Annotated in this window: 12 protein-coding genes; 6 read left to right on the plus strand and 6 right to left on the minus strand. The window is 60.6% G+C overall.

What is annotated here, in order from left to right; translation table 11 throughout:
* Window positions 1–810: 810 nt before the first annotated feature.
* The 3 genes from FYK55_RS07885 to FYK55_RS07895 all read right to left on the minus strand — a co-directional run bounded on the left by FYK55_RS07885 (window position 811) and on the right by FYK55_RS07895 (window position 5,113).
* Complete coding sequence (locus FYK55_RS07885; protein ID WP_150075818.1) at window positions 811–1,647, minus strand: tetratricopeptide repeat protein; 837 nt, start codon at window positions 1,645–1,647, stop codon at window positions 811–813.
* A gap of 231 nt (window positions 1,648–1,878) precedes the next feature.
* Entirely contained in the window at window positions 1,879–3,396 is a 1,518-nt protein-coding gene (locus FYK55_RS07890; RefSeq protein WP_150075819.1) for a S41 family peptidase, read from the minus strand.
* A gap of 358 nt (window positions 3,397–3,754) precedes the next feature.
* Window positions 3,755–5,113 (minus strand): DUF4013 domain-containing protein, encoded by a 1,359-nt coding sequence (locus tag FYK55_RS07895; protein ID WP_150075820.1) that lies wholly within the window; start codon window positions 5,111–5,113, stop codon window positions 3,755–3,757.
* 544 nt (window positions 5,114–5,657) lie between these two features.
* Here FYK55_RS07895 and FYK55_RS07900 point away from each other — a divergent pair.
* The 3 genes from FYK55_RS07900 (at window position 5,658) to FYK55_RS07910 (ending at window position 10,658) form a co-directional block, all read left to right on the plus strand.
* Window positions 5,658–7,136, plus strand: a complete 1,479-nt coding sequence (locus FYK55_RS07900; RefSeq protein ID WP_235908505.1) for a trypsin-like peptidase domain-containing protein — start codon at window positions 5,658–5,660, stop codon at window positions 7,134–7,136.
* 431 nt (window positions 7,137–7,567) lie between these two features.
* Window positions 7,568–9,355: a hypothetical protein gene (locus FYK55_RS07905; RefSeq protein ID WP_150075821.1), complete on the plus strand. Its 1,788-nt coding sequence runs from the start codon at window positions 7,568–7,570 to the stop codon at window positions 9,353–9,355.
* A 10-nt stretch (window positions 9,356–9,365) separates the two neighbouring features.
* Window positions 9,366–10,658 carry a [Fe-S]-binding protein gene (locus FYK55_RS07910; protein WP_150075822.1) on the plus strand — a complete coding sequence of 431 codons (1,293 nt, stop codon included), beginning with the start codon at window positions 9,366–9,368 and terminating at the stop codon, window positions 10,656–10,658.
* 5 nt (window positions 10,659–10,663) lie between these two features.
* Here the strand turns inward: FYK55_RS07910 and FYK55_RS07915 are convergent, their stop codons facing one another.
* Both FYK55_RS07915 and FYK55_RS07920 read right to left on the minus strand, forming a co-directional pair.
* Complete coding sequence (locus tag FYK55_RS07915) at window positions 10,664–13,450, minus strand: MMPL family transporter (RefSeq protein WP_150075823.1); 2,787 nt, start codon at window positions 13,448–13,450, stop codon at window positions 10,664–10,666.
* A gap of 278 nt (window positions 13,451–13,728) precedes the next feature.
* Window positions 13,729–16,713 (minus strand): secretin N-terminal domain-containing protein, encoded by a 2,985-nt coding sequence (locus FYK55_RS07920; protein WP_150075824.1) that lies wholly within the window; start codon window positions 16,711–16,713, stop codon window positions 13,729–13,731.
* A 448-nt stretch (window positions 16,714–17,161) separates the two neighbouring features.
* Here FYK55_RS07920 and FYK55_RS07925 point away from each other — a divergent pair, with 448 nt between their 5' ends.
* From FYK55_RS07925 to FYK55_RS07935, 3 genes are all read left to right on the plus strand, one after another.
* The gene (locus tag FYK55_RS07925) at window positions 17,162–18,349 is read left to right on the plus strand and encodes an LptF/LptG family permease (RefSeq protein ID WP_150075825.1); all 1,188 of its coding nucleotides are present in this window, start codon (window positions 17,162–17,164) and stop codon (window positions 18,347–18,349) included.
* Between the two features lie 134 nt (window positions 18,350–18,483).
* Window positions 18,484–19,815 (plus strand): nucleotide sugar dehydrogenase, encoded by a 1,332-nt coding sequence (locus FYK55_RS07930; RefSeq protein WP_150075826.1) that lies wholly within the window; start codon window positions 18,484–18,486, stop codon window positions 19,813–19,815.
* Window positions 19,816–19,821: 6 nt separating this feature from the next.
* The gene (locus FYK55_RS07935; RefSeq protein ID WP_150075827.1) at window positions 19,822–20,994 is read left to right on the plus strand and encodes a tRNA-queuosine alpha-mannosyltransferase domain-containing protein; all 1,173 of its coding nucleotides are present in this window, start codon (window positions 19,822–19,824) and stop codon (window positions 20,992–20,994) included.
* Between the two features lie 120 nt (window positions 20,995–21,114).
* On the opposite strand, the gene FYK55_RS07940 is transcribed toward FYK55_RS07935, so the two are convergent.
* The gene (locus tag FYK55_RS07940) at window positions 21,115–23,655 is read right to left on the minus strand and encodes a hypothetical protein (protein ID WP_150075828.1); all 2,541 of its coding nucleotides are present in this window, start codon (window positions 23,653–23,655) and stop codon (window positions 21,115–21,117) included.
* Between the last annotated feature and the right edge of the window lie 181 nt (window positions 23,656–23,836).

Here is a 23,836-nt window from a genome sequence, read left to right on the forward strand (position 1 = left end):
CAACCTGGCTGAGCTCACCAGCGGAGGGTGAATGGGACTCGCATCCCAGCTCCCAAAGCCCTGCTGCCTAGTTTCTACACAACCGCCTCTCGAAATTGCGTATTTGGCGGGCACGATCTTGGGGATTGGCGAATTCGAACAAGCAGCCTTGGATTTTCCGCCGTCTTCTGAACGGCGTCTGGGACAAGGATTCGCCCCTATACACAACCCAGGTGATCGAATCCTCCCTAAACCGAATACAAACGGGCGACGCTAGAAAAACGCACGGCCCGCTCAGACGTTTGGTACGAGCGTTGCAAAATCGACGCGTCAGGGAGGAAGCACGGACGCACACGCTTTCCAGGGAAGGTCGTTTGAAGCGCAACGGGGAATTGCGTTTCCGACAGCCGAGCGTTTCTGAGACACCTCGTTTAGGAGCGCTCGTTAATGGCCCATGAGTCGGGTGATTTGGATCCGGTGCCGGATCACCCGACTCGGCCATTAACATTCTCACCCGCGGCCAGTCCAGTTGGATAGCCCTCTGAGACGGCAGGCCCTGTCCGACGACTCGGTCAATCCCGTCGCGATCGCCGCGGAAAGCCACTCTGGCGAGTGTCGTTACTCATTTGCAGACAGATGCGAGAAAACCCGCGGCTCATGCAAACGGGAAGTGTCCAGCGACACAACGTTGATGGTTGTGCCGGGCGTCTGAGCCACCTTGCCGGGTCATCCCCGTTGCAATCGGAAACAAAAAAAGGCGGCCCGCTCTGGCCGCCTCTTCCGCGTCTGAGCCCACGCGGGGCTCAGGACGTTTCTTCATTTCAGCAACGCTCAGTTACCAAACGGATCCCCGCCAAACGGATCGCCGGAATCGCCGGCGTCTCCTGATCCGCCAAAGGGATCTCCGCCAAATGGATCGGCGCCGGAGTCACTGCCCGGCGCCGGATTGCCGAACGGATCGGCATCTTCGGTCGGCATGGCAGCCTCAGCGGCGTCACCTGCGGGCGCCGGGTCATCGGCAAAGGGATTGTCGTCAAGTCCTTCCAAAGCGTTGTCCGACTCCACTTCCGGCTGGCCATCTGCAAGCGCGGGTCCGTCGTCTGCGAAGGGGTTGTCAGGAACGGGCGATCCCGGCGCCGGCGGAGCGGGTTGGGCGGCACGTGGGGCCGGTTCGGTCGCCCGGGGAGCCGGACGAACTGCTCCACGTCCCGTGGCCCCCAGTTCTCTCAATCGCTGATCCGATCGCTCCGTCGCGGTGGCCATGGCCTCCAGGCGGGCCTGCTGACGGATCTTTTCCAGTTCCAGCCGGTCGGGACCTTGGAAACGGGACAGAGATTGCCCAATGGAGAGCGTTCCACCGCCTCCGTTGCGGGCCTCCAGGCGGGCACCTTCACGCCAATCGGCCAAGCCTTCTTCCGTTCGGCCCTGATTCCGCTCGACCATGCCGCGGAAATAGTAAGCGCGAGGATCGCGCGTGCCGCCGTCGATCGCCGATGTCAGGTAGTCGTTCGCCTCGACATAATTCCCCGAATAGTAGGCGTGCACGCCCCGTCCATAAACTTCCGCCAAAATCGATTCGTTCTGGGCGGCCGCCTCGGAAACGCCAAGGGTCGCCGTGAGCAACGTGAACGCGGCCAAGTGAGTAAGGTTCGAAAAACGTCGGGTCATCACTTGTGGGTCCTCTCCCAATTCGAGCGGTCAGACGAGTTGCTGCTGAACTCGTCGGCCGTGTCGGTAACGGTGCGGGTGGCCGAACCAGAAATTCGGCAAAATACTCTCCATTAGAGGATAGTTATGCCGGACAGGTCCGGCAAACAGATTCACGGGGCCGGGCGGGAAATCGCGTTCCCGCCGGCAAGCTGGGGCGTCCCGGCAGCGACCGATCGGTCGCCGAAGGCTTCAAGCCGCCGACTTGCGGGGTTCGGTGTCCTGCGGCTGCGAATCGCCCGGCCCCTCAGCCGATTCTGATGCGGAATTCGCAGCCCCGCTTTCGCCGCGACGCAACAAATAGCCCACTGCGGCCCGCAACGGGGGATCAATGGACAACGCTTCCGGACCCCGCTGGACATTCCGGCGAGCTTCTGCGGAAAGCTCGACCGGTTTTGTCGGTGGTGAGGCATCCTCGACCGCACCCCCGCCGGAAAACTCGTTGCCCGCACCTTCGGTGTTCTCTGAATCGGGATTCGGCATCACGGGAACCAGATCTTCCGGGGCTGGCGGGTTCACGCCGGCCAACAGCGGAAAGGATGCCGCCCGCCACATCAGACTCAACTTCATCAACGAAGATCCGTCCATCGGGATCACATACCCCGGATTGGGCACCACGCCCCATTCGTCGGTTTCGTCGTCATCGGGGTCCCGATGAATGTTGTGATTGTTTGGACGGTAGTACTTGGCGACCGTCAGACGCAAAGCGCTTCGTCCATACTGCAGGGGCATCACCTCCTGCACGGTCCCCTTGCCATAACTGCGGGTGCCAACGATCAATGCTCGCTGGTTGTCCTGAAGACAGGCCGCAACGATTTCGCTGGCGCTGGCACTGTTCTCATCGATCAGCACGGCCACCGGGATGTCCTCGCGGACCAGCGTTCCCGGCGTGGCAGAATAGGACTCGTCAATGATCCCGCCCCGTGTCCGCGTCGACACGATCGGACCGCCAGAAAGAAACATATCGCACACGTCACAGGCGGCGTACAGCAAACCGCCGCCGTTGCCTCGCAGGTCCAACACCAGGGCGTCGAAATCGTTGTTCAGCTCAGCCAGAATCTCTTCCAACTCGCGCACGGTCTTCTCGCCAAAACTTTTCAGCCGCACGTACGCCACCGACGGCTGACTCTTCAGCCGATACACCCAACGATTGTCTTTGTCCCGGTGGTCCCCGATCACCGATTCCAGCTCGATCGTCGCCCGCTCGACCGACAACGCCACTTCCGATTCCGCTCTCCGGACCCGCAGTTTGACCTGCGTCCCTGGCGGCCCCTTCAGGCGGTCACTGACATCGGTCAATGCCATCGACGAAACATCTTCGCCATTGACCCGCAAGATTTCGTCCCCGGGAAGCACTCCGGCCTGCAGCGCCGGCGATCCCACCAACGGGGTGATCACTCGAACCGGTGCCGATTCAACCGGCTGCTCGACGTAGATTCCGATTCCCGCGAACTCTTGATTGATGCTATCGCGGAAGGACTCGTAGTCGTCGACGGCAAAGTAGCTGCTGTGCTGGTCCAATTGACTGACCACGCCTTTCATTGCCGCGGATACCAACGCCTGCTGGTCGACCGGATCGACGTAGTTCTGCTCAATCAGTTCGATCGCTTCACCCAAGATGCTCGCCGTACGCGTGTTGCGATACGTGACGTGGCACAGCACGCTGAGTGCCGCAGCGAGCATGATGATGTTGAAATTGCGCGGAAGCATCGACGGAAGACTTCAATAGGAAAGGCCAGCATTGACCGGAACGCCCGACGGCGACCAGTGATCAGGGTTCATTCTATCCGTTTTGACCGTCGTGACAGGATGTCTTTCCCGATCAGGAAGTCCGCCCGGTCACTCGATGGACCGAACCCAGCAGCCTTGGATCGCGAACGCGTCCCGTCGTGACGCTGCCGCACAGAAGCCGATTCCGCTTTGCCCCAAGCGTCAGCTGGACAGCGCCACCTTGCGTGAGTCGCGTGGCGCCAGCCGCGGGGTTTCTCGCATCGACGGGCGGCTAGCGTCTTGCCGACCATTGCACGGCAATTCACGGTATTTTTGGATTGAATTTGGCGCTGTGCCGTTAGACGCCATTCAAAAACGGAATGGGCATCAACACCGCGTGCTGTTGGACCCAGGTCTGCAAGCCATCCCAACTGGTGTACTGGGAGAGCGTCAGAAACAGCAGGTAGACCGCCACCACCCCTGGCATCAGGATGCGGACCGCCCAGCGAGAGACCACCCGCATGAATCCGCCCGGCTTCATTCGCCCATCGCCATAGTCCAACGCGATGCGACGGGCGCGACGCATCGCCAACCCTTCGGCCAGTCGTGCCGGCAAGATAAAAGAGACGAACACCAGGGTCGGGAGCCAAACGACTTCCTGAGGCGTCGCTTCAATTTTCAACAGGTACAGCGGAATCGGTAACAGCACCAATCCGCAAACCATCGCCGCCAACCAGGACCAGGGCGCATAGCAAAACAGCCGGCGAATCCGCCCCACCTGGAACAAGGCCGCCAACCGATTCTCAGCGGCAAAGTGCACTTGAAGCATTGGCAGATAGAGCAAAACGATCCCGAGCATGATCAACGCCAATCCACCGACCAGACCGGCCAAACCGGTTTCGCCATTGCGGTTGGCAGCGATGATTAGCATCGCGGGGATCAGCCAAACCAAGGTTCCCAGCGCGCCCCGCAGCCCCAAGGAAAAGAAACGCCAAAGTTCCAGCGAACCCGTGAACCGCCACAGACGATCTGGAAGCTCACGGTAGGTGCTCGGTCGCCAGCCCTGACGCAAAAACCGCAGCGGTTGGGGCCACAAAAACGCCCACAGCGATCCCCCCCGCGCCATCGCCCACAGCACGTAAACGAGCCCCGAGACAGCCGCCGCAATCGCGGCGATTCTCAGCATGCCCGCCTGCGACGAGCCCGGGGAAATCAACTCCGCGACCGACTCCCAATGCGTCAGCAGGCCGACCGGAAGCGACGCCAACAGCATCGCCGCGATCACCAACCCGATGGTCCCGGCGGCCCGCACGTGTGGCAACGACTCTCGCAGTTTTCCGCCCGACGCCAAGCGTCCCGAAGCGTCCAGCAAGTATCCGAACGTGATCAATTGGACGATCGGAATCGCCGCCAGCACGGCCAGCAGCACAACCAACGATGCAATGCTGAACAGCCCCGTCAGCACGCCACCCACCAGGCGGCAGGCACGACGTATCCAGCCCACTTCCTCGTCGCGTCCGGAATCAGGTTTTGGCTGAGATTCGTTAAGCTGCGGCGATTCACCTGGCTGCAGCTCTGCGTCCGCCGCATTGCGGGTGTCCGGACCCAAGCCGGGGTCCCCTTCCAGGAGCGAAACCGCCAGCGAGTCACCGTGGATTTCGCCGCGGGAATGGGAGTCGCTGGACGCGTGGCGTGAGTCGGTCGTGCTGTCGGACATTGGAAACGACAAAGCCGGTTCACCTGAAAGTTACGTTGAAAGCGATCGGAGATTCACGACAGAGGCTCGGGATCTCCCACCGCAGATTTCTATTCTAACTGGCCACCAGGGATCGGCCGATTCGAATGGCAAACGTTCCCGGCCAAAGAGGTCGGGCAGTTTGTTGCAGGGATCTGCCTGAGAAGCGTTCGAAATGAAACCGCCATTCTTGGGCGGACGGCCGCCAAAACATCCCTTTTTCCGCTGAATTCTTCCGGACAGCAGGGTCATGTGTTCACTGCCACCAGTGCCATGAATCCACCCGCGTTCCTGGACAGTCAGACTTAACAGCAATCCGCCGCAAACTTGCAAGTTCCCGCCACTTGCGGGGGCAATTGTTAAGACTGGTAAACCTTGCGGCATGGGGTTCAAGCCATCAAGGGATCGTGATGTTTTTTCCGATTCACTCTCTCATGCCGAGCTTGCCGGCTCGGGCGGTCAGCGGAATCCCGCAATTTCCGCCGACGATTCACGCAACCAGTTCTGAAACCGGGTACGGGGACCTATGCGACCACCGAGCCAACTATCCCCGTCCAACAATCGCCCCCTTCGGCAGACCCGCCGGTGGGTGCGTCGACTGGCCGGGTTCGGTTTGACATTGTCGATGGTCTCCGCGTCGTCTTGGACGCCGGCCCAAGGTCAACACCCCGAATTGGCATCGTTTGATCCCGCCGTCTCGTCGCGACACGTCGCCGCATCCAACCGGGTCACGCCGACCGTGCGTGCCGTCCAGCGTGCCAGCCCATCAGTTGTGAATCTGCACGGTCAGAAAACCATTCGCCAAACCGCCGCGGGCCTGGCCGGGGCAACCGACCCGGGTGGGTTCCGTCAAGTCAACGGCATGGGCACCGGCGTGATCATCGATCCGCGTGGCTACGTGATCACCAACTACCACGTGGTCGAAGACGTCGACAACATTCGCGTCACCTTGCACGACGGCACCGTCACATCGGCCGAGCTGATTGCGGCTCGCCCCCGCAATGACCTGGCTTTGGTGAAGGTCGACGTGCAAGAAGATCTGCCGACCATCCCCCGGGGAACCAGCAGCGACCTGATGGTTGGCGAAAGTGTGATCGCGATCGGGAACGCCTACGGCTATGTGCACACCTGCACGCAAGGCATCATCAGTGCGTTGCATCGCGACGTCCCGGTCAACGAGACACAAGATTACGAAGATCTGATCCAGATCAGTGCCGGGATCAATCCGGGCAACTCCGGTGGGCCCCTGTTGAACATCGACGGCGAGATCATTGGTGTGAACGTCGCCGTTCGCGTCGGGGCCCAGCAGATCGCTTTTGCGATCCCGATCGATCAGGTGGTTGGAATCGTCACCACGATGATCGAGGACCACAATGCCAACCGCTTGGACACCGGGTTGCGAACCAAAGGCGGTCCGCGCGACGGTGATGGCGTGACCATCACACATGTCTCCGCTAGCAGTCCAGCCGAAAAGGAGGGATTGAAGCCGGGTGACCGCGTCGTCCGCGTTGGTTCGCAGCCTGTAGACGATCGCTTGGACTACGCTCTGGCCCTGTTGAAAGCCGAGCCGGGAACGCAACTCCCGATGGCGGTTCAACGTGGCGGGGAACAGTTCGAGCTGGCGTTGGCCACCACCGCCGCACCGACCACGCCGGACCAAGACGCCAACGACGCGGCCTGGGCCGTGATCGGCATCCGAGCCCGACCGGTCGGATCGTCGGCCATGAACCGCTTGAACTCCCGGATGCGAACGAAGTACCGCGGTGGCTTGTACATCACGGCGGTCCGCTCCGGTTCGGCTGCCGCCGAACAGGGGATCCAAGTCGGCGATGTCCTGCTGGGCATCCACGGTTGGCAGACCGCCACCATCGATGACTTGGCAGGCATCCTGGACCATCCCGAAATGCAACAGAATGCCCGCGCAAAGTTCTACATCGTTCGACGCGAACAAACCCTGTACGGGCATTTCCAACTCGCCACCCGCACGGCCGATTCGCGGCGGTAACGATCCCGGATGACATGCCGCTCCCCAGCCTGCGTGCCTCGCCCGGCGGTGGTGACATCGCCACCGCAGCTCGCCGGCGTGGCGACGTTCATCCGCCCGCGACCTGACGGTCTTTGCACCCAACGATTCGTTCGTCCCGGAGTAAGCTCTCAGTAAGGTAAACTGACTGAGAGCTTACTGACCCAGCCGGGACGAACGGATATCGTTGGAGGCCCGCAACGCGGTTGCGTCCGACGCTGGCGGTTCGTGACGACTTGCCAGCCCCCGTGGCCCAGAATGATCCGGATTGCAGCGATCCCAGACCGCGAATGCTGGCCGCGAATGCTGGCCGCGAATGCTGACCCGGACGGTTCTGGCCAACGGACGGCGGAGTCGGAAAGCTTCCTCCGATCGTTTGACTCCACCGCTTCGGGCCCCTTTTGAGTGATTCCATGCGACCGCGTGTCACAATCCGGCCGGCGCAGATTCTGGTGACACTCCTCCTGCCAGTCGCCTGGTTGCCGTTGCTAATTGTCGGTCCTGCCAGTGCCCAACCGGCCCCGCTTAGCGAATCAACCGAGTCGATGCCGGAGCGCACCACGGCGTTCATCCCGGTGGCATCGCTTCCCGACCGCCAAAGAATCGTCGCGGAAAACTCCGATGCGTCCCGACGCGTTTGCCGTCCGGACGCATCGCGTTCGATCGACGCCTGGGAGGTCGATGGTTGGCGACAATACCAGCGGCTGTGGGAAGAGTTGTCGCAAAAGCCAGACTCACCAGCGTTGCGGCGGTACTTGGGGCTGCCAATTGGCAAGGCGGCAGATCAGAACGTCGTCATCCACGTAAAGCGTGGCCGCAGCGCCCCGCGCTGGATGGGATGGCGAGCAGGATCGTATCTGGAATTGGAGACGCCCCATCTGACGATCTACAGTCGGGCGGACGAGCAGTCCAGCCGCGACGTGGCAGCGGACCTGGAGCAGGTGTACTGGATTTGGACGCAGGTATTCTTTCCCCTTTGGGACGCCCAGCCCGAAGTCGCAACGCATCTCAAGCCGATCGATCCGACCCAGACCATCGAATCGGTGCTCGCGGACAGCAGTTTGCGGTTGAAGACGCGACAACGCCTGCGAATCGTGTTGTTTCGCGATGCCAACGAATACGCACGCTCTTTAGGACGTACGACCCCCGGCATCGAACAATCCACGGGGATGTACAGCGACGAACGTCGGACCTCCTTTTTCTATCCATCCGATGCGGGCGACGCCGTTGCGACGCGGCGGCACGAATTGGCGCATCAATTGTTTCGGGAAGCCTCACGTTCCCGTTTGGGGGACCAGATTCCAGGCGAAGCGAGCGGCTTCTGGCTGATCGAAGGAATTGCGGGATACTTCGAATCGATGCAAGTCGCTGACGGTGTTGCCTCCCTCGGCGGCTGGGACAGCCCCCGGTTGCAATATGCTCGCTATCGAATCCTGTCGGGCAACGATTTGATGGCGTTTTCGGAGTTATCGTCGGCGGGCCGAGCCGAGGTTCAATCGCGAAGTGATCTGGCACGCTGGTACGCTCACGCGATCGCTCAAACGCATCACCTGTTTGATGGCCCTGACCTCGGCAGCCGCCGCTGGATCTATGAGCAACTCGCAGAACTGTACCAGATCGATCTGGACGTACCCGGGATCCGCCGGCCAACAGAACCGGAACAATCGCTGCGACGATTTCTTGCCGTCGACGATCGCACACTGATCGACCATCCGGCGCGCCGTGAAATAAAAGAACTCTGCTTGGCGGGATGCAATCTCAGTCCGACCGCAATTGACACGATCGCCCCGTCAAGCGAGCTTCGGTGGTTGGACCTGTCGCGCATCCCCGTCGATTCGAGATCGGTTGCCAGGCTTTGCCCTTCGCCGGATCACTTGGAACAGCTTTCCCTGGAAGCGACGGCCGTGGACAATGCGCTTGCAACTTGGTTGGAACAGGCGGACAACTTGACGGAATTGGATTTGAGCTGGACGGCGTGCGGAGATCCGGTTGTCGACGCCATCGACGACTGCCAGCGTCTGAACACGCTTTGGATGACCGGTTCCGGGCTGACCGATCGATGCCTGCCGACACTTCTGATGATGCGAGCGATCGAGTCGATTGATTTGCAGCGAACTTCGATCACGGCCGACGGATTGGCAACGGCGCGGCGTCGACGCCCCGACTGGAACCTGAATTCCCTGCAGCTACGCGTTGAGTGAGTCCGAGTCCATGAGCGGAATCGCCGTCGAGTTTCCTCGTTTTTTCCGCCTGCATCAATCGTTCGCCACGCAGTCCCTCGGTGATCCGGCAGCCGTGACGACGGAACAACTGCAAGCTAGCGCGGCGGCGGCTTCGATCTGCCGGGGAGAGACCGTGGCGATCGGGGTCGGCAGTCGTGGAATCCATCAGATTGCCGACGTCACCCGCGCGGTTGTTGCCTGGTTCCATCGTCTGGGGGCCGTGCCGTTTGTGGTCCCCGCAATGGGCAGCCATGGCGGTGCCACGGCCGAAGGACAGATCGGCGTGCTGCGATCATTGGGGATCACCCCGGAATCGATCGGATGTCCGATCCGCGCCACGATGGAAACCGTCTCCGCCGGAACCACCTCCGATGGGATCGCCCTTCAAAGCGACCGTTGGGCCGCATCGGCCGACCACCTCGTGCTGATCAATCGAGTCAAACCCCATACCCGTCTGACCGGATCGATCCAGAGCGGGCTGTGCAAGATGCTGATGATCGGATTAGGAAACCACGACGGTGCGGTCGCGTTCCACCAGGGATTCAAGGCGTTCGACTATCGGCTGGACCAGATCGCAGGCGACATCGTCGGAAAACTCAAAGCGACGTTGCCACTGCGTCTGGGCGTCGCCATCGTTGAAAACGCTTGCGAACAGATTGGACACATCGAGGTCGTCGCCGCCGACGACTTCCTGCATGCTGACCAGCGATTGCTGCGTCAAGCGACGCAGTGGATGCCACGGCTTCCGTTTGACCGAGCCGAACTGCTGATCGTTGATGAGATCGGCAAAGAGATCAGCGGCACCGGGATGGACAGCAACGTGATCGGGCGTAAATCCAATGACAAACTGGCGGCATCCGATGAATGGCCAAAGATCGACGAGATCTACGTCCGCGGATTGACACCGGCCACCGCCGGGAATGCCAGTGGGATCGGGATCGCCGAATACACCCACCGTCGCGTTGCCGATGGCATTGACCGCATCAAGACTCGAATCAACTGCGTGACCGCCGGGCACGCGACCGCCGCCGCCATGCCGGTCTACTTTGATTCCGACCGCGAAGTCTTGGAGGCGGTGCGTCGGCAAAGTCACCTGGAGAGTCAACAGTGCCGCTGGTTGTGGATCCGCAACACGTTGGACCTTGCCGAAATCCGATGCAGCGAGGCCTACCTGGACGACGTGGCCGATCGTCAAGACGTCCGTGTTGACGGTCCCTGTGTCCCCTTGGAATTTGACGGCTCCGGCGACTTGACGGAAGAAGATCGCCGCGGCGATCCGTGACCGCTCTACGTTGCCTCCGATTCGGCACGCTTGACTCTGGCTCCCAGCCGACCCATCAAGGCAACAAAACTGGGAACCAGGATCGTGCGGACGTAAAAGGTGTCGATCAAAACGCCCAGGCCCATCGCAAAGCCCAATTCGATGATCCCCCGCAAGCCGGTCGTCGCCTGGTTTTCAAATCCCAGCAGCGACAAAATTCCGGGCATCCAAGCGGATGAGGTCATGCTGAGAAAAGTTGCCACCATCACCAAACCGCAGGCGGTGATGATTCCCCCGGTACGCGAGACGGCATGACGCAAGGCCGCCAGCCATCCGCGGTGTCGCTGCTCTTCGATGATCCGGGTCACCAGGTACACGTTGTAATCTTGACCCACCGCAACCAGGATCACGAAGAGGAACAACGGCAGCTTCCAATCCAACCCGACGTATTCGTCACCGTAGACGCCTTGGAAGAACAGGATCGTCAATCCCAAGGTCGCATAGTAGCTAAGCAAAACGGTCAGAATCAGATACAGACAAAGTCCGACACGTCGAATCACCGCCACCAGAACCAGAAAAACCGCGATCACCACCGCCGTTTTGATCCGTTGATTGTCCTGCGTAGTCACGCTGCGCAAATCAATGATCGAGGGCGTCGTGCCAGCAAGGTAGACGTCGGCTTCATACCAATCGGATTCCGGCGTCCGCGACAGATCGCCAAGGTTTCTGCCAATGTTTGACACTCGTTCCGCGGTGTCCAACGAGAACGGATCTCCTTTGACCACCAAATCCAAGCGGACCAAACGGTCTTGGTATTCCGGATTGCTGGAGAAGAAGTAATTCTGCGCGACACGGTGCTGCTGCAACGCGCGGCGACGCCAGGCGTCGGTGCTCAGCAAGCTCATTTCACGGTCCGGCGGAAAATCTCCCAGTGGATCATTGGAGGTCCGCACCGCGACGACCCCCGGAAGTTCGTACAGATGATCCGAGAGTGTCTTGATTTGCTTTTTCAGTGATTCACGCGGCTCGCCTTCGGCGCGAACCAACAACACGGTCACCGGATTGATTTCACCGATGTTGAAGTGTTCCGCCAGAATCCTGAATCCACGACGGCTGTCGGCTTGCGTATCAAGCTGGCTGCTCATGTCGTAGGTGGTCGAATCCTCGTTCCGCCATCCATAGATGCCCGGGATCAACAGCAAGATCAATCCCGTCAGGCAGGTCGCCGCCGGTCGGCGTGTCAGACGGATCGCGATCCAGTCCCAGATGCCGCCGCCCGCGGCCGCGCCATGTCCCTCCACACGCGTGGGAAACGAAATCAATGCTGCCGGATCCGCTTCTCGCGGCGCGACCACGGCGGGCCAAAAGACCTTCGGGCCCAGCGCTCGCAACAACGCCGGCGTCAACGTCAAACAAACCGCCAGCCCGATGAACAAACAGATCGCGACGACGGGTCCGGTGTAGTGGTACTTACCGAACTGCGCAAACCACAACATTGCCAAACCGAAAATGGTCGTCAGCGCACTGCCAAGCAATGCCCCGGTCACTCCCGAAACGGCACGCTTACATGCCAGCGGCCATTCCGCTCCGGCAGCCTCCTCGCGCAATCGCGAGATCAAGAACAGGCAGTAATCGGTGCCGGCCCCGAACAAGATCACAACGATGAAGATGCGACTGGTCGTGAACACTCGCAGATTCAGCCCGGGGACCACGTCGCGGATCGACCAATCGGTCAACAGCCCAACCAACGCCGTGGAAACCGCGACCGCGATCCCGATCGACAACATGGGAACCGCCACCAACAAAGGCGCCCGGTACACCAACGCCAGAATCACCAGGATCATCAGGACCGTGATCAACTCCGTGTAGCGAATCGCGTCCCGGGCTGCGATCAACGTTTCCCCGCCGATCGCCGCCGAACCGGTCATCGCAAGTTGCAATCCGTTCTGCTCCGACGTCGACTCAATCCGTGCCGAGCTGTAGTCGCGGACGTCGGCGAGCAATCGCTGGACCGCTTCGATCGTGTCGATGTTCGACGTTGCGGCCAGTTCGCTACTGAGTTGCAGCACTGCCAACCGGGCGCCGGGTTTGGACAACCGGCCGCCGATCACAGAGTCATCCCACGACAACAGGTCCAACATTGGCTTCCATGCCGAGAGGTTGCGTTGTTCGATCGGTGGCACGATCGATTCGATTTCCGGAACAAGGATCAAGGCGTCCTGGTAATCGTCCCCAACTTCTCGCTCGTGATTCCCCAACTGTTCCAACAGTTTGGCCCGATCGAAATAGGCGATCGCCATACGTGGTTCGGTCAGCGTCGGAGGTTTATCCGGGACGTGATCGGCGAACGCCTGGTAGAACCGTTCGTCCACCGCGATCGATTGATCGAGCGCCTCGACGGCGCGATCCAACCAGGGTTTGGCGTCCGGCGGCGCCTGTTCGATCGGGCCCCCGTCGTATCCCAAATCGATCGCCCGTTGCCAGCAGACTTCGGAAAGTCGATGGTGAAGCCGGCGAAGGAGATCGTCGCCGACGATCAGATCGTTGTCGTCCAGCGGATGATCCCGCCGGGCCAGGATCAAGACGATCTGACTCCGTGCCCGGTCACCGGGGAACGCTTCGTCCAGCACCCGCGCCGCCGCGACGGTGTTCATATCAGGCGGCAGGTACTCGAAATCACCGTCATAGGCGATGTCTTTCCAACGCGGCGCCACCGCAACCAAAAAAGACGTGACGATCAGCCAACCCAACAGCACACCGCGCCATCGCTCGGTCACAAAGGTCGCGTGTCGTTCGGTCAGCGAGGAAAGCATCTTGCTACGAGCGTCGTGCAGGTGGGAAAGTCAAAGTGCCGCCGCAGAATCAGCATAGCGAGCAAACGGACAGACGTTCAGCCCCCGGAAGGATCCGGAAGGCCCACTCGTGACGGTCCCGCAGTGACACGTCCACGGCCGCGGGTGCAAACCGGGCACCGCCGCGCTAATCCGTCCTCAATCCCCTCAGCTGCCGTCGCCCGACGACGGAAAGGAACGCTTTGGCGAGCGTCGCCACGTGATTTCTGGCACCGATCTCCACACGGCGGCGGGCGCCACTATGGTTTCGCTTCGCCCTGCGGTGGTGGACCGGGCTTTTCGACCGCCGGAGGCACTTGAGTGCCACCGCCGAATGCCTTGAGCACTCGTTCGATGGAATCTTCGCTGGTGCGTCCGGAGAGTGAAATGATTTGCATGTCACCGGCCGGTTTGGACGCCATATCCAGCTTGTGAATCATCTCCACCACCAGTTCCAGCAACGGTTCCCCTTCGGCGCTGACCAACAGCGTGTTGCCAACCTCGTCGACTCCCAGCGACAACTTGCCTTTGAAGGAGAAATCCACATCCCCCCCGTCGCGGCCGTTTTCGCTGTCGACCAGACCGCTCCCTTGACGTTCCCGACCGGAGGCTTTGTTCTGGCCACCGTCGGGCTGCCCTCCGCCTCGCGGGCCTCCTCCTCCTCCGCCGCCGCCGCGTCCCTGACTAAACGTCTTGTCATTGCTGCTGAGCAGGTCGCGATAAGCTTCCTTGACGGTCTCGGCAATTTTCTCGGCCCGCCCGAACTCGACGTTCACCAGCTTTGTGTATCGCATGCTGCGTTTGTTGACCGGTTCGGCGACATCCCACAATTGAATCAACTCCGCGATCGTTCGCAATTGGGACGCCGTTGCGCCGCTGACCACGATGGTATTGGTGTCCGGATCTTGTACGAACCGAAGCTCGTTCGACCTGCCTAACCCGGCCGGCCCCTCATCCTCCTGCTGCCGATCTCCGTAAAACAGATAGCGATAGAAACGGTCCGAATCGGAATCGCCTTCTTCAGATTCCTCGAAGTACTCGACCAGATTCAGACGCACGTATCCGGCCGACTGGTGCTTGATTTTGAACACGTGGTAGGGGCGTTTCGGCGGCGAGACTTGCAGCATCAAGTTTTCCAGCCGATCCAATAGACGCGTGTCATCGGAAAGCAGCAGCAAGTTGCCGTCTTCATCCAGCTGGATCTGAATCGGTGACGATTTTCCATCGGATCGTTTCGCATCGTTCGATTCCCTGCCGCGGTCGGAAGCTTGCCGATCCAGATCGGATGCGGAGTCCGATTGAGATCCAAACAAGCGGTCAAAGTCGCGGGCGGACTGGACCGGCGAATCGGTTTGCCCGCCCGACTCAGCACCGTCCTCTTCGGATTCGCGTTGATCGGGAGTCTGTTCGACGGGCGTTGCCGTGAGCATCGCCACCTGCTCCGTTGCAGCGACGTCGGACGCATCGCTGGTGCTGCCGCTTCGGCTGGCTTTGGCCGAATCGTTGTCGCCGGGTTCATCGGAGTCCGGTTCGGCGTCCTGCATCACGTCGGCTCCGGCGCCCTGCTCCAACTCTCCTTCCAATGCGATCGGATCAACGAACTCGGTGGAGTCGGGCAACTCCAGGGGCGAATTGGAAATCTGTTCCCATTGCTGTTTCAAACGCAACAGGTATTGGTAGGTTTCCGGAGCCGCGGAGGCGTCGATTCGGCGAACGGTGCGGGTGCTTCCACCGGGCGGCGGCAATTCGCCCAGTTTGATCAACAAATTGCGCACCTGCTCCATCTCCGATTCATTCGCCCAAAGCAGCACTTGGCGAAATCGAGCGTTGGCCGCTACCCGGAATTTGTCGTCGTCTTTCTTGTCGTCCTCGTCGCCGCGTCCGTATCCGTAGTAATAGGAGTATCGCCGCGAGTTGCGGTCGTTGTCGTCGTTTTCTTCGGTGCCCATCAGGAATGCGATCGACTCGGCAACCTCGCCCGCGTCCAGACGACGTAACTGCAACACTTCAAATTGGCGTCCGCTGCCGTCCAGCCGTTTGATCAAACTTTCGATGATGTAACGATCCGCGGCCGATCCGGAAACGATCAGGGCATGGTTGTCATCGTCGGTGCGGATCCGCGTTGAAGGCTCCAGCACATTCATTTCGCTGATGATTTCGATCAGCTTTTCCGGATCCAGCGAATACAAACGAAACACTTCCACGCGGGATTGCACATCGGAAAGTGACGTGATGGACTGGCCGGGGACGTCGATTCGATTGATGAACTCGGTTGCCACCGCGATGCGATCGACTGGCGCGCGGATCAACACCGAGTTTTGACGCGTGTTGGCGACGATCGAAATCTCGGGCTCCTTCGGCGCCGGGGCAGGCTGGCCGTTGTTTCGCTGTTGCATCTGCTGCATCATCTGCATCTGCTGTGGCGTCATCGGTCCCGACGATTGTTTCTTGACGCCCAAGAATTCCTCCAGCATCTTCTTCGCGGTTTCGGCCGGGATGTGGCGCAACTTGAATTCCGGTGCGAGTGCATCACGACTGGACTCATTACGCTCCTGCTGCAACAGCTCGGCAATCTGAGTCAGGTTGATGGCCTCGTCCATGGCCTCGATCCGATTGGTCGTGGTCAATGCCGTCAAGCGACCATTCTCGCTGACCATCGGCTTGAGTTCCTCGGCCAGCTTCTCGCTGGAGAGCCACCCCAAGTCCAATGACGTTCGGACGAAGGTGTGCGGCATCAGTCGCGATAACTCGGCGACATCGACTCGCGGCACCATTGCCGGATTGATGTTTTCGGTTTTGGCGACCGTGATCCCGCCGGGCATCTCCAGCAACGTGTACCCGCGCGCGAGCAGGTGCCGGTTGAAAAGGTCCTTGGTCTGCTCGACGGTGTACCGCCCCGGCGATCGCAGGTTCACGCGATCGGCCGGCAATTCTTGCCAGTCCAACGGTTGATCGGCGATCTGGGCCAGCCATTGGATCAGATCGACCCAGGGCTGGTTACGAAACTGGAAGGCGACCTTGCCGTCCTCACCGACACTCGCCTTCAACTCGTCCGGATCCGCCTTCCCGGCAGGCTGATCCCCGCGCCGGATGACTTTGGGTTCCGGGGACTCCTTCTTCGCTTCGTCTCCGTCACCTTCCTTCTTCTTTGCAGGATCCCCCTCTTTGTTCGAATCCCCGCTGGGCGCGGGCTTTCCGCCGGGACTGGCAACCCGCACCGGTTTTCCATCGGGCCCAATTGTCATCGCACCGGGCGGTTGCGCCTGCACGGGTCGAGAACACGCGACCGCTAAGCCAATGACGACATACAGCGAGAGTTTCTGGCCTATACGCACCGCTGGTAACCGAAGAGTCGAGGGAAAAGATGGGCGGATCCGCTCACACCGCTCCAGTATGGCTGGCAACTGGCTCGATGACAAACAATCGGCATCAATTTGCCTCTGGAACGGCTCAGGGAGCCGAACTTGGCCCCTGAGACACTTTTTCAATGAACGCAAGCGTTCGCTGCGGAGTGCTCCGGCCGACAAGGCAGATTCTCCCATGGAATGATCAAACACCCGACCGATACGCCAGCATCACCACCCCGCGGAGGCTGGAAACGCCCTACCAAAGCCTGGCCGGATTTTGCTATGACGCCAGACGGACGCCATGCAAGGACGCGTGGCTGATCGCTCCTGCGAGTGCCGCCCACCGATGCCAACCCGGCTTACCCGATACATCCTCACGGAGATTCTGAAGATCTTCGTGGTCGCTTTGGTGGCCCTGACCATGCTGATCCTGTTGATCGGCGTGGGGAGAACCCTGCTGCGCGAGGGCTTGGGGCCGGTGGCAATCGTGAAACTGCTGCCCTACGTGCTGCCGATCGCCCTGCAGTTTGCGTTTCCGGCCACCGCCCTGTTCGCCGTTTCATGCGTCTACGGGAGGATGGCGGCCGACGGCGAAGTCGCCACCGTGAAATCCTCCGGGATCTCACCGCTGAAGATTCTGCAGCCGGCCATTGTTTTTGCTTTCATGCTTAGCCCGGTGTCGGTGTTCATGAGCGACCTGGCGGTTTCCTGGGGGCAGCCGGGCGTCAATCGCGTCGTGATGTTGTCGATCGAAGACATCGTCTACCGCAAGATGCGGAGCCAGCATTCGTACACAGACGACGGCTTTTCCATTCATGTCCGCGATGTGAAGGGGAAGCGATTGGAATATCCAACGGTCACCGTTCACAGCGGCAGCGAACCGATCAAGTTGCGGGCTCGAGAAGGCCGGCTGACACTTGATACCGAGAACGAAGCGCTGCGGCTGGAATTGATCGACAGCCAATGGGATCGTGGCGGCTCCATCCAGGGAATCGTTCCCGGCAAGACCCCCGTCTCGATCCCGCTTTCGAGAACGATCAAGACTCCCGATCAGGCGTCACGACGGCCGCGGGAATTGCCGCTGCGGCTGATCGCGATCGAACGACTGCGTCAGGATTCCCGCACCCACGCGGCCGTCGGCCAACTGGCGGCCCACACCGGATTTTCCCTGTTGACCAGTCGGCCCGAATCCATCGCCGGATCGGCGGGGCAACACCGGGTTCGAGAATTGATCGAAAGCCGTCGCCGGCTGACAAAGCTGCGGATCGAGCCGTGGCGACGTTGGGCTGAGGGATTCAGCTGTTTCTTTTTTGTTTTGATTGGGGCCCCGCTGGCAATGATCGCGCGGACCAGTGACTACTGGACGACATTCGGACTGTGCTTTCTGCCCACGCTGCTGACGTACTATCCGCTGTTCATGCTGGGGCTGGACCAGGCCAAGGACGGTGCGATCCCGCCCTACGGGGTCTGGCTGGGGAATGTAATGCTTGGGGCGATTGGAGTGATTCTGATCCACCGCGTTCGGCGGTACTGACGCACGCCCGCTGCCGTTCTCTTGCCAGCGGCGCGGGCCGGATTACACTCCCCCCGACCGTGAACCGTTTCCGTTTCCCCACCAGTCCGCGGCTCCCGCGCGAGCCCCAGACTCAGCTGCCGGAAAGGCCCCAAATGCCCTCGAACGCCTGTCAATCGCTTCTGGATTCCATCACCGATCGCAAGTGCCTGGTCGGAGTCATTGGGCTCGGTTACGTCGGCCTGCCCCTGATCGACGCTTTCACCAGTGCTGGGTTTTCCTGCATCGGGTTCGACGTGGACCCGACGAAAGTCCAGACACTTTTGAAGGGCAAGAGCTACATCAAACACATCGACGACACGAAGATCGCCGCATGGCTGTCCAAAGGCCTGTTTGATGCGACCGACGACATGGCTCGGTTGAGCGAGCCCGACGTCTTGCTGATCTGCGTTCCCACGCCCCTGGATTCGGCCCGCGACCCGGACCTGCGGTTCGTCGAAGGCACTTGCCAGGCCATCGCGAAACAGCTCCGGCCCGGCCAACTGGTGGTCCTGGAAAGCACCACCTACCCGACCACCACGCGGGACGTGATGGTGCCCATTCTGGAACAAAATGGCCTGCAAGCTGGCGTCGATTTCTTCGTCGCCTACAGCCCCGAGCGGGAAGACCCGGGCAATCCCGATTTCTCGGCCGCGGGCATCCCCAAGGTCGTCGGCGCTATCAACGAAGACAGCCAACGCTGCGCCACGGCCTTGTATGAAAACGCGGTCGCCGGCGTCGTTCCGGTCAGCAGTTGTGAAGTGGCCGAAGCCGCCAAAGTGCTCGAGAACATCTACCGGGCCGTGAACATCGCCTTGGTCAATGAGCTGAAAGTGCTCTTCGACGACATGGACATCGATGTCTGGGAGGTGATCAACGCTGCCAAAACCAAACCGTTCGGGTTCCAGGCGTTCTATCCCGGTCCCGGCCTGGGCGGCCACTGCATTCCGATCGATCCGTTCTACCTGTCATGGCTTGCTCGAAAACAGGGCAGCAACGCCCGATTCATCGAACTGGCGGGTGAAGTCAATCGTGCCATGCCCGACTACGTCGTCACCCGAACCGGCACGTTTTTGAACGAGTTCAAAAAGCCGATTCGCGGCAGCAAGATTTGCCTGCTGGGCGTGGCCTACAAGAAAGACGTCGACGATCCGCGAGAGAGTCCTTCTTTCGAACTGATGGAATTGCTGTTGCGTCAGGGCGCCGACCTGACCTACAGCGACCCGCATGTGCCCGCACTGCCGTCCATGCGACACTACGACCTGCCCGAGATGCAAAGCCAATCGCTGACGCCCGAATTCCTGGCATCGCAGGACGCCGTGCTGATTGCGACCGACCACACAGCATTCGATTACGACGAGATCGTTCGGCACGCGCCCCTGGTGATCGATACGCGAAATGCAACGGCGTGCGTCGGTGAACATCGCGAAAAGATTCGCAAGTGCTGAACGCCGATGGAAGTGCTGGCGATCGAACCCTACGACGGGGGCAGTCATCACGCTTTCCTCAGCGCGCTCGATCGATACAGCCGCCATCGTTGGCGATTCGCCACGCTACCTGCCAGACATTGGAAATGGCGGATGCGATCCGCCCCCATGGCAATTCTGAATCAAGTGGCGGAATTGGCGGCGTCCCGTGAGCCCGACGCGCTGTTGTGCAGCGACATGCTGGACCTGGCCACTTGGTTGGGATTCGCCGCCCGGGATCGGAGACTTCACGACTGGGTCACACGGGTTCCCATCGTCGTCTACTTTCATGAAAACCAGTGGGTCTACCCACCGGCGCCCGGGTCTCGCGTGGACCATCATTACGCGTTCACTAATCTGACCAGTGCCGCAGCGGCGAACGAATGCTGGTTCAATTCTGAATTCAATCGCCGCACGTTTCTGGAGGAAAGCCGCGCCTTTTTACGCCGGATGCCCGACGACCAAGACGTGGTCGACGTGCAAGCCGTCGAAGAGCGAAGCCACGTCCTTACGCCCGGATTCGACCATCCATCGGTGACCAACGATGGGCCGACTCTGGCGCGAAAACGTGGGCCGGCGTCCTTCTCCGCGGCTTCCAATTCGTCGCCCCTTCGGATCGGCTGGGTGGGCCGTTTCGAACACGACAAACGTCCCGACCGCTTCTTGGAACTTTTGACGCAACTGAACTCAATGGCGGTGGACTTCCAATTGATCCTGCTGGGAGAGCGCGGCCGCCAGGCGGACCACCTGGATGAACTGAAGCGACGCTTCGCCGACCAAATCCTCCACGACGGTTTTGCCCCCACGACGATGGAATACGAGAAGTGGTTGGGCAAATTGGACGTGGCGGTTTCGACCGCCGATCACGAGTTCTTCGGAATCGCCTTCTGCCAGGCGATCTGGGCGGGGGCAATTCCGGTGGCTCCTAACGATTTGAGCTACGTCGAATACGTGCCGCGAAGTCTGCGCTACGAATCCCTCCCGCACGCTGCAAACCTGGTCGCCGAAATCAGCAAGCGAACTCCGCTCCAGCCCGAAGACTCCGTTTGGCAAGCGTGGCAAGCATGCCGCAAGCAGATCGAGCCCCTGCGAGCCGCACCGGCGGTCGCCGCGATCGACGACCAACTGCAACGATTGATCGACTCAACCGCGAGACCATGAACGCGAGGGACGTCCGACGAGCGAACGTCCCCGGAAAGGACCGACGGTGATCCGGCCCAAGCCCGCCAAAGTCGAAACCGTCGGTGCCACAGCGAAGCCGTCGGTGTCACAGCGAAGCCGCTATTCTTCGACTTGTTCGATCATGTCAAACGAAGTCCGCTGATCGACGGCGTCAAAGAAACCTTCTTGCACCTTCGCGGCCGTTCCGTCTCCCATGAAGGTCGCCATCATGCGTTCGGAGGGCTGGGCAAAAATGGCTCGCAGATCGCTGACTGACGGCTGCAAGTCCGTCACCTTCACGACGTAATACACGCGTTCGGGCTGGTTGGGAGCGACGGCAAAACCGCCCTTCGACGTGTTGAACACTTGCTTCATGAAATCTTGGCCGACGCTATCCAACTCCGGCACGTTCCCGATCGTCACGCTGCCAAAGCCGACCATGTTCAACCAGCTAAACGGTCCGACATCCTGGTGGAATTGGTCCTTGCGGTCCTCGGGGACCAGCGCGGCAAGGTCTTCGTTCTCAGCGGCCTTCTTGGCCAGCCCTTCGGCAGCCTGTTCAGCCAGAACGCGTGCCTGAGCCATGCGGATCGCTTGCACCACTTCACCACGCACCTCATCAAGCGGCGGCGTGTAGGCATCTTTCTCGTCCGTCTTCCAACTCAGGTAGGTTCGAGCCGATTCCAGGTCGACCGTTGCAACGGGACGGAACAGAGGCTGCTTCATCATCTGCCCCTCAACGCCGTACATCAACGCGGTGAACGGGACGCCGCGTCGGGACAACTCCGTTCCGGCTTCGAACGAATCAGCGATCGGCTCGTCGGCCAGGCTCACGGGATCATGGGGACCAATCTTGCGGTAGGTCAGTCCCAACTCGTCAGCCAATTTCTGCAGGTCGGGTCGCTCCGGAGCCGGTTTCGATTGGTCCGCTCCGCCGGTATAAATCGCCCGCTCGCTGAAGTAACGTTTCATTTCACTGCGCGCTTTGGTGATCGCCTGGTCCAAGGCGACCCGAGCCTTGTTCTCCACCATCGACTGGGCAACCTGGTCGCGAACTTCGTCAAACGGCCGGTAACGCGGCTCTGGCGTTTCGGTTTGCGGTTCATCGGCATTTTCGTCGGCCTGGTTGCCGCCGGTTGCCGCCGCATCATCGGCCGCCGAGTCGCTGGGCTGGGTTTCGCTGCTGGGCTGGGTTTCGCTTCTGGGCTGGGTTTCGCTGGGCTGGGTTTCGCTGGGCTCACTCGCTTCGGCGTCGTCCCCCGTGGCCACGTCGCTCTGCATGGCGACCAATTGGACGGCGTCATTGCCTGATACCGCAGACTGATCTTCGTCGACCGGAGAGTCGGCCGGAGCTTCCGCGTCGGACGGCTCGCCTTCTGCCGAAGATTCAGTCTCGGCTGCGTCCGAGCCGGTGGAAGCCGACTCGTCGGTCAGATTGGACGCCTGTTCCAATTCCTTGGCGAAAGCTTCCACTTGGTCCTGGTTGGCCTGCGAATCCTGTTCGGCTTTTGTCGCTGCGGCCTGGTCGTCGGATTCCGACGTTTCCTCCGCGGCGGGCTGCTCGGGCGTCGAGTCGTCGGCATTGTCGTTGGGCGTTTCGCCATCTTGCGATTCGTTGCCGGCCTCAGACTTCATCTCGGCGGACGGCTGCGCGCCGGCCGTGGCATCGCCATTGTTGTCGGCGTCGGCATTGTTGTCGGCGTCGTCGGTGGAAACTGCAGCTTCGGCCGGCAACTGGAAGTCACCTCCGGCCTTTCGCCGCTCGTATTCGGCCTTGATTTGCTCGTCGGAGAGTTTTGCCACTTCCTGATCGCGGAACTTTTGCAGGTCCGCCATCAGGTATTCAAAGGTTGCCGTGTCGCGTCGGCGAAAGCCCGGCTCGGGGGACTGGTCGCTGGGATAACGATTCTTTCCGTCCTCGTAGACCGCGACCACCTCGGATTCGGAGGGATTCGCGTCGGTTTGCTCAATGAAATCGTTGACCAGCACGCCGTACGCATTGACGGTCGCCTTCTGGTTCAGCTTCAAAAAGTTCTTCCAATGTCCCAGCGGGGTCTGCAACGGCATCTGGCCCCGTGCCACCGTGGCGTTGGCACCGCGGAAGTACAGCGACGACAACAGCTGCTTGCGGAGCATGTCGTACAGCTGGTACTGCCCCATGCGATTGTTCGTTTCTTGGCGGAGCAGGGCATACATTTCCCGCTCGCTCATGGTCCCGTTGGTGAACTGCTCCAGCCACAATTCGATGGCCGTGTCATCCAGTTCGAAGCCTTGTTTTTGTGCTTCGGCGGCGAATTGCAGGGTTCGGATGGAGACGTCTTCGCCGGGAGACGCGTTGATGCCGACGCCCTGAACGGTGTTGGTTTGCTGGTCAAAGCTGAATCCCGGCACCTGGGGTGTGCCGCCGCGGCGAATCGTTTCCTCCGCCAGCTTTCTCAGGAACTGCACCGTCGAATAGTGCTGTTGGGTGAAGGCGCTGATGCGACTTTGCGTCAGCGGGACGCCGTCGAACTTGGCCAGCACCGGGTCAACCATCCCCGGCCCGCTGCGTTGCATGTACTGCGAGACGGCCGGCAGAACGACAAATGCGAACATGGCCAGCAGAATCAAACCGGTCATCATGACCTTTTGATTGCGTCGAAACAGCTCCAGAGGACTCATGGCGGGGACTTTGGGAAGAAAGGGGATCGCGGAAAAGGCTCGAAATGGAATCCCAAAGCGTATCGCCCCGACTTTTCAAGGGTCAAGCCGGAATCATTCGGGTTTCACGTTGCGGGCCGCCCACTTGTCGGTTATCCAAACTGAGCCTGGGAAAATCGCCCGCCGATAGAGGATCGTCCGC

The sequence above is a fragment of the Roseiconus nitratireducens genome (genome assembly GCF_008629675.1).
GTDB classification, from domain to species: Bacteria; Planctomycetota; Planctomycetia; order Pirellulales; family Pirellulaceae; genus Stieleria; species Stieleria nitratireducens.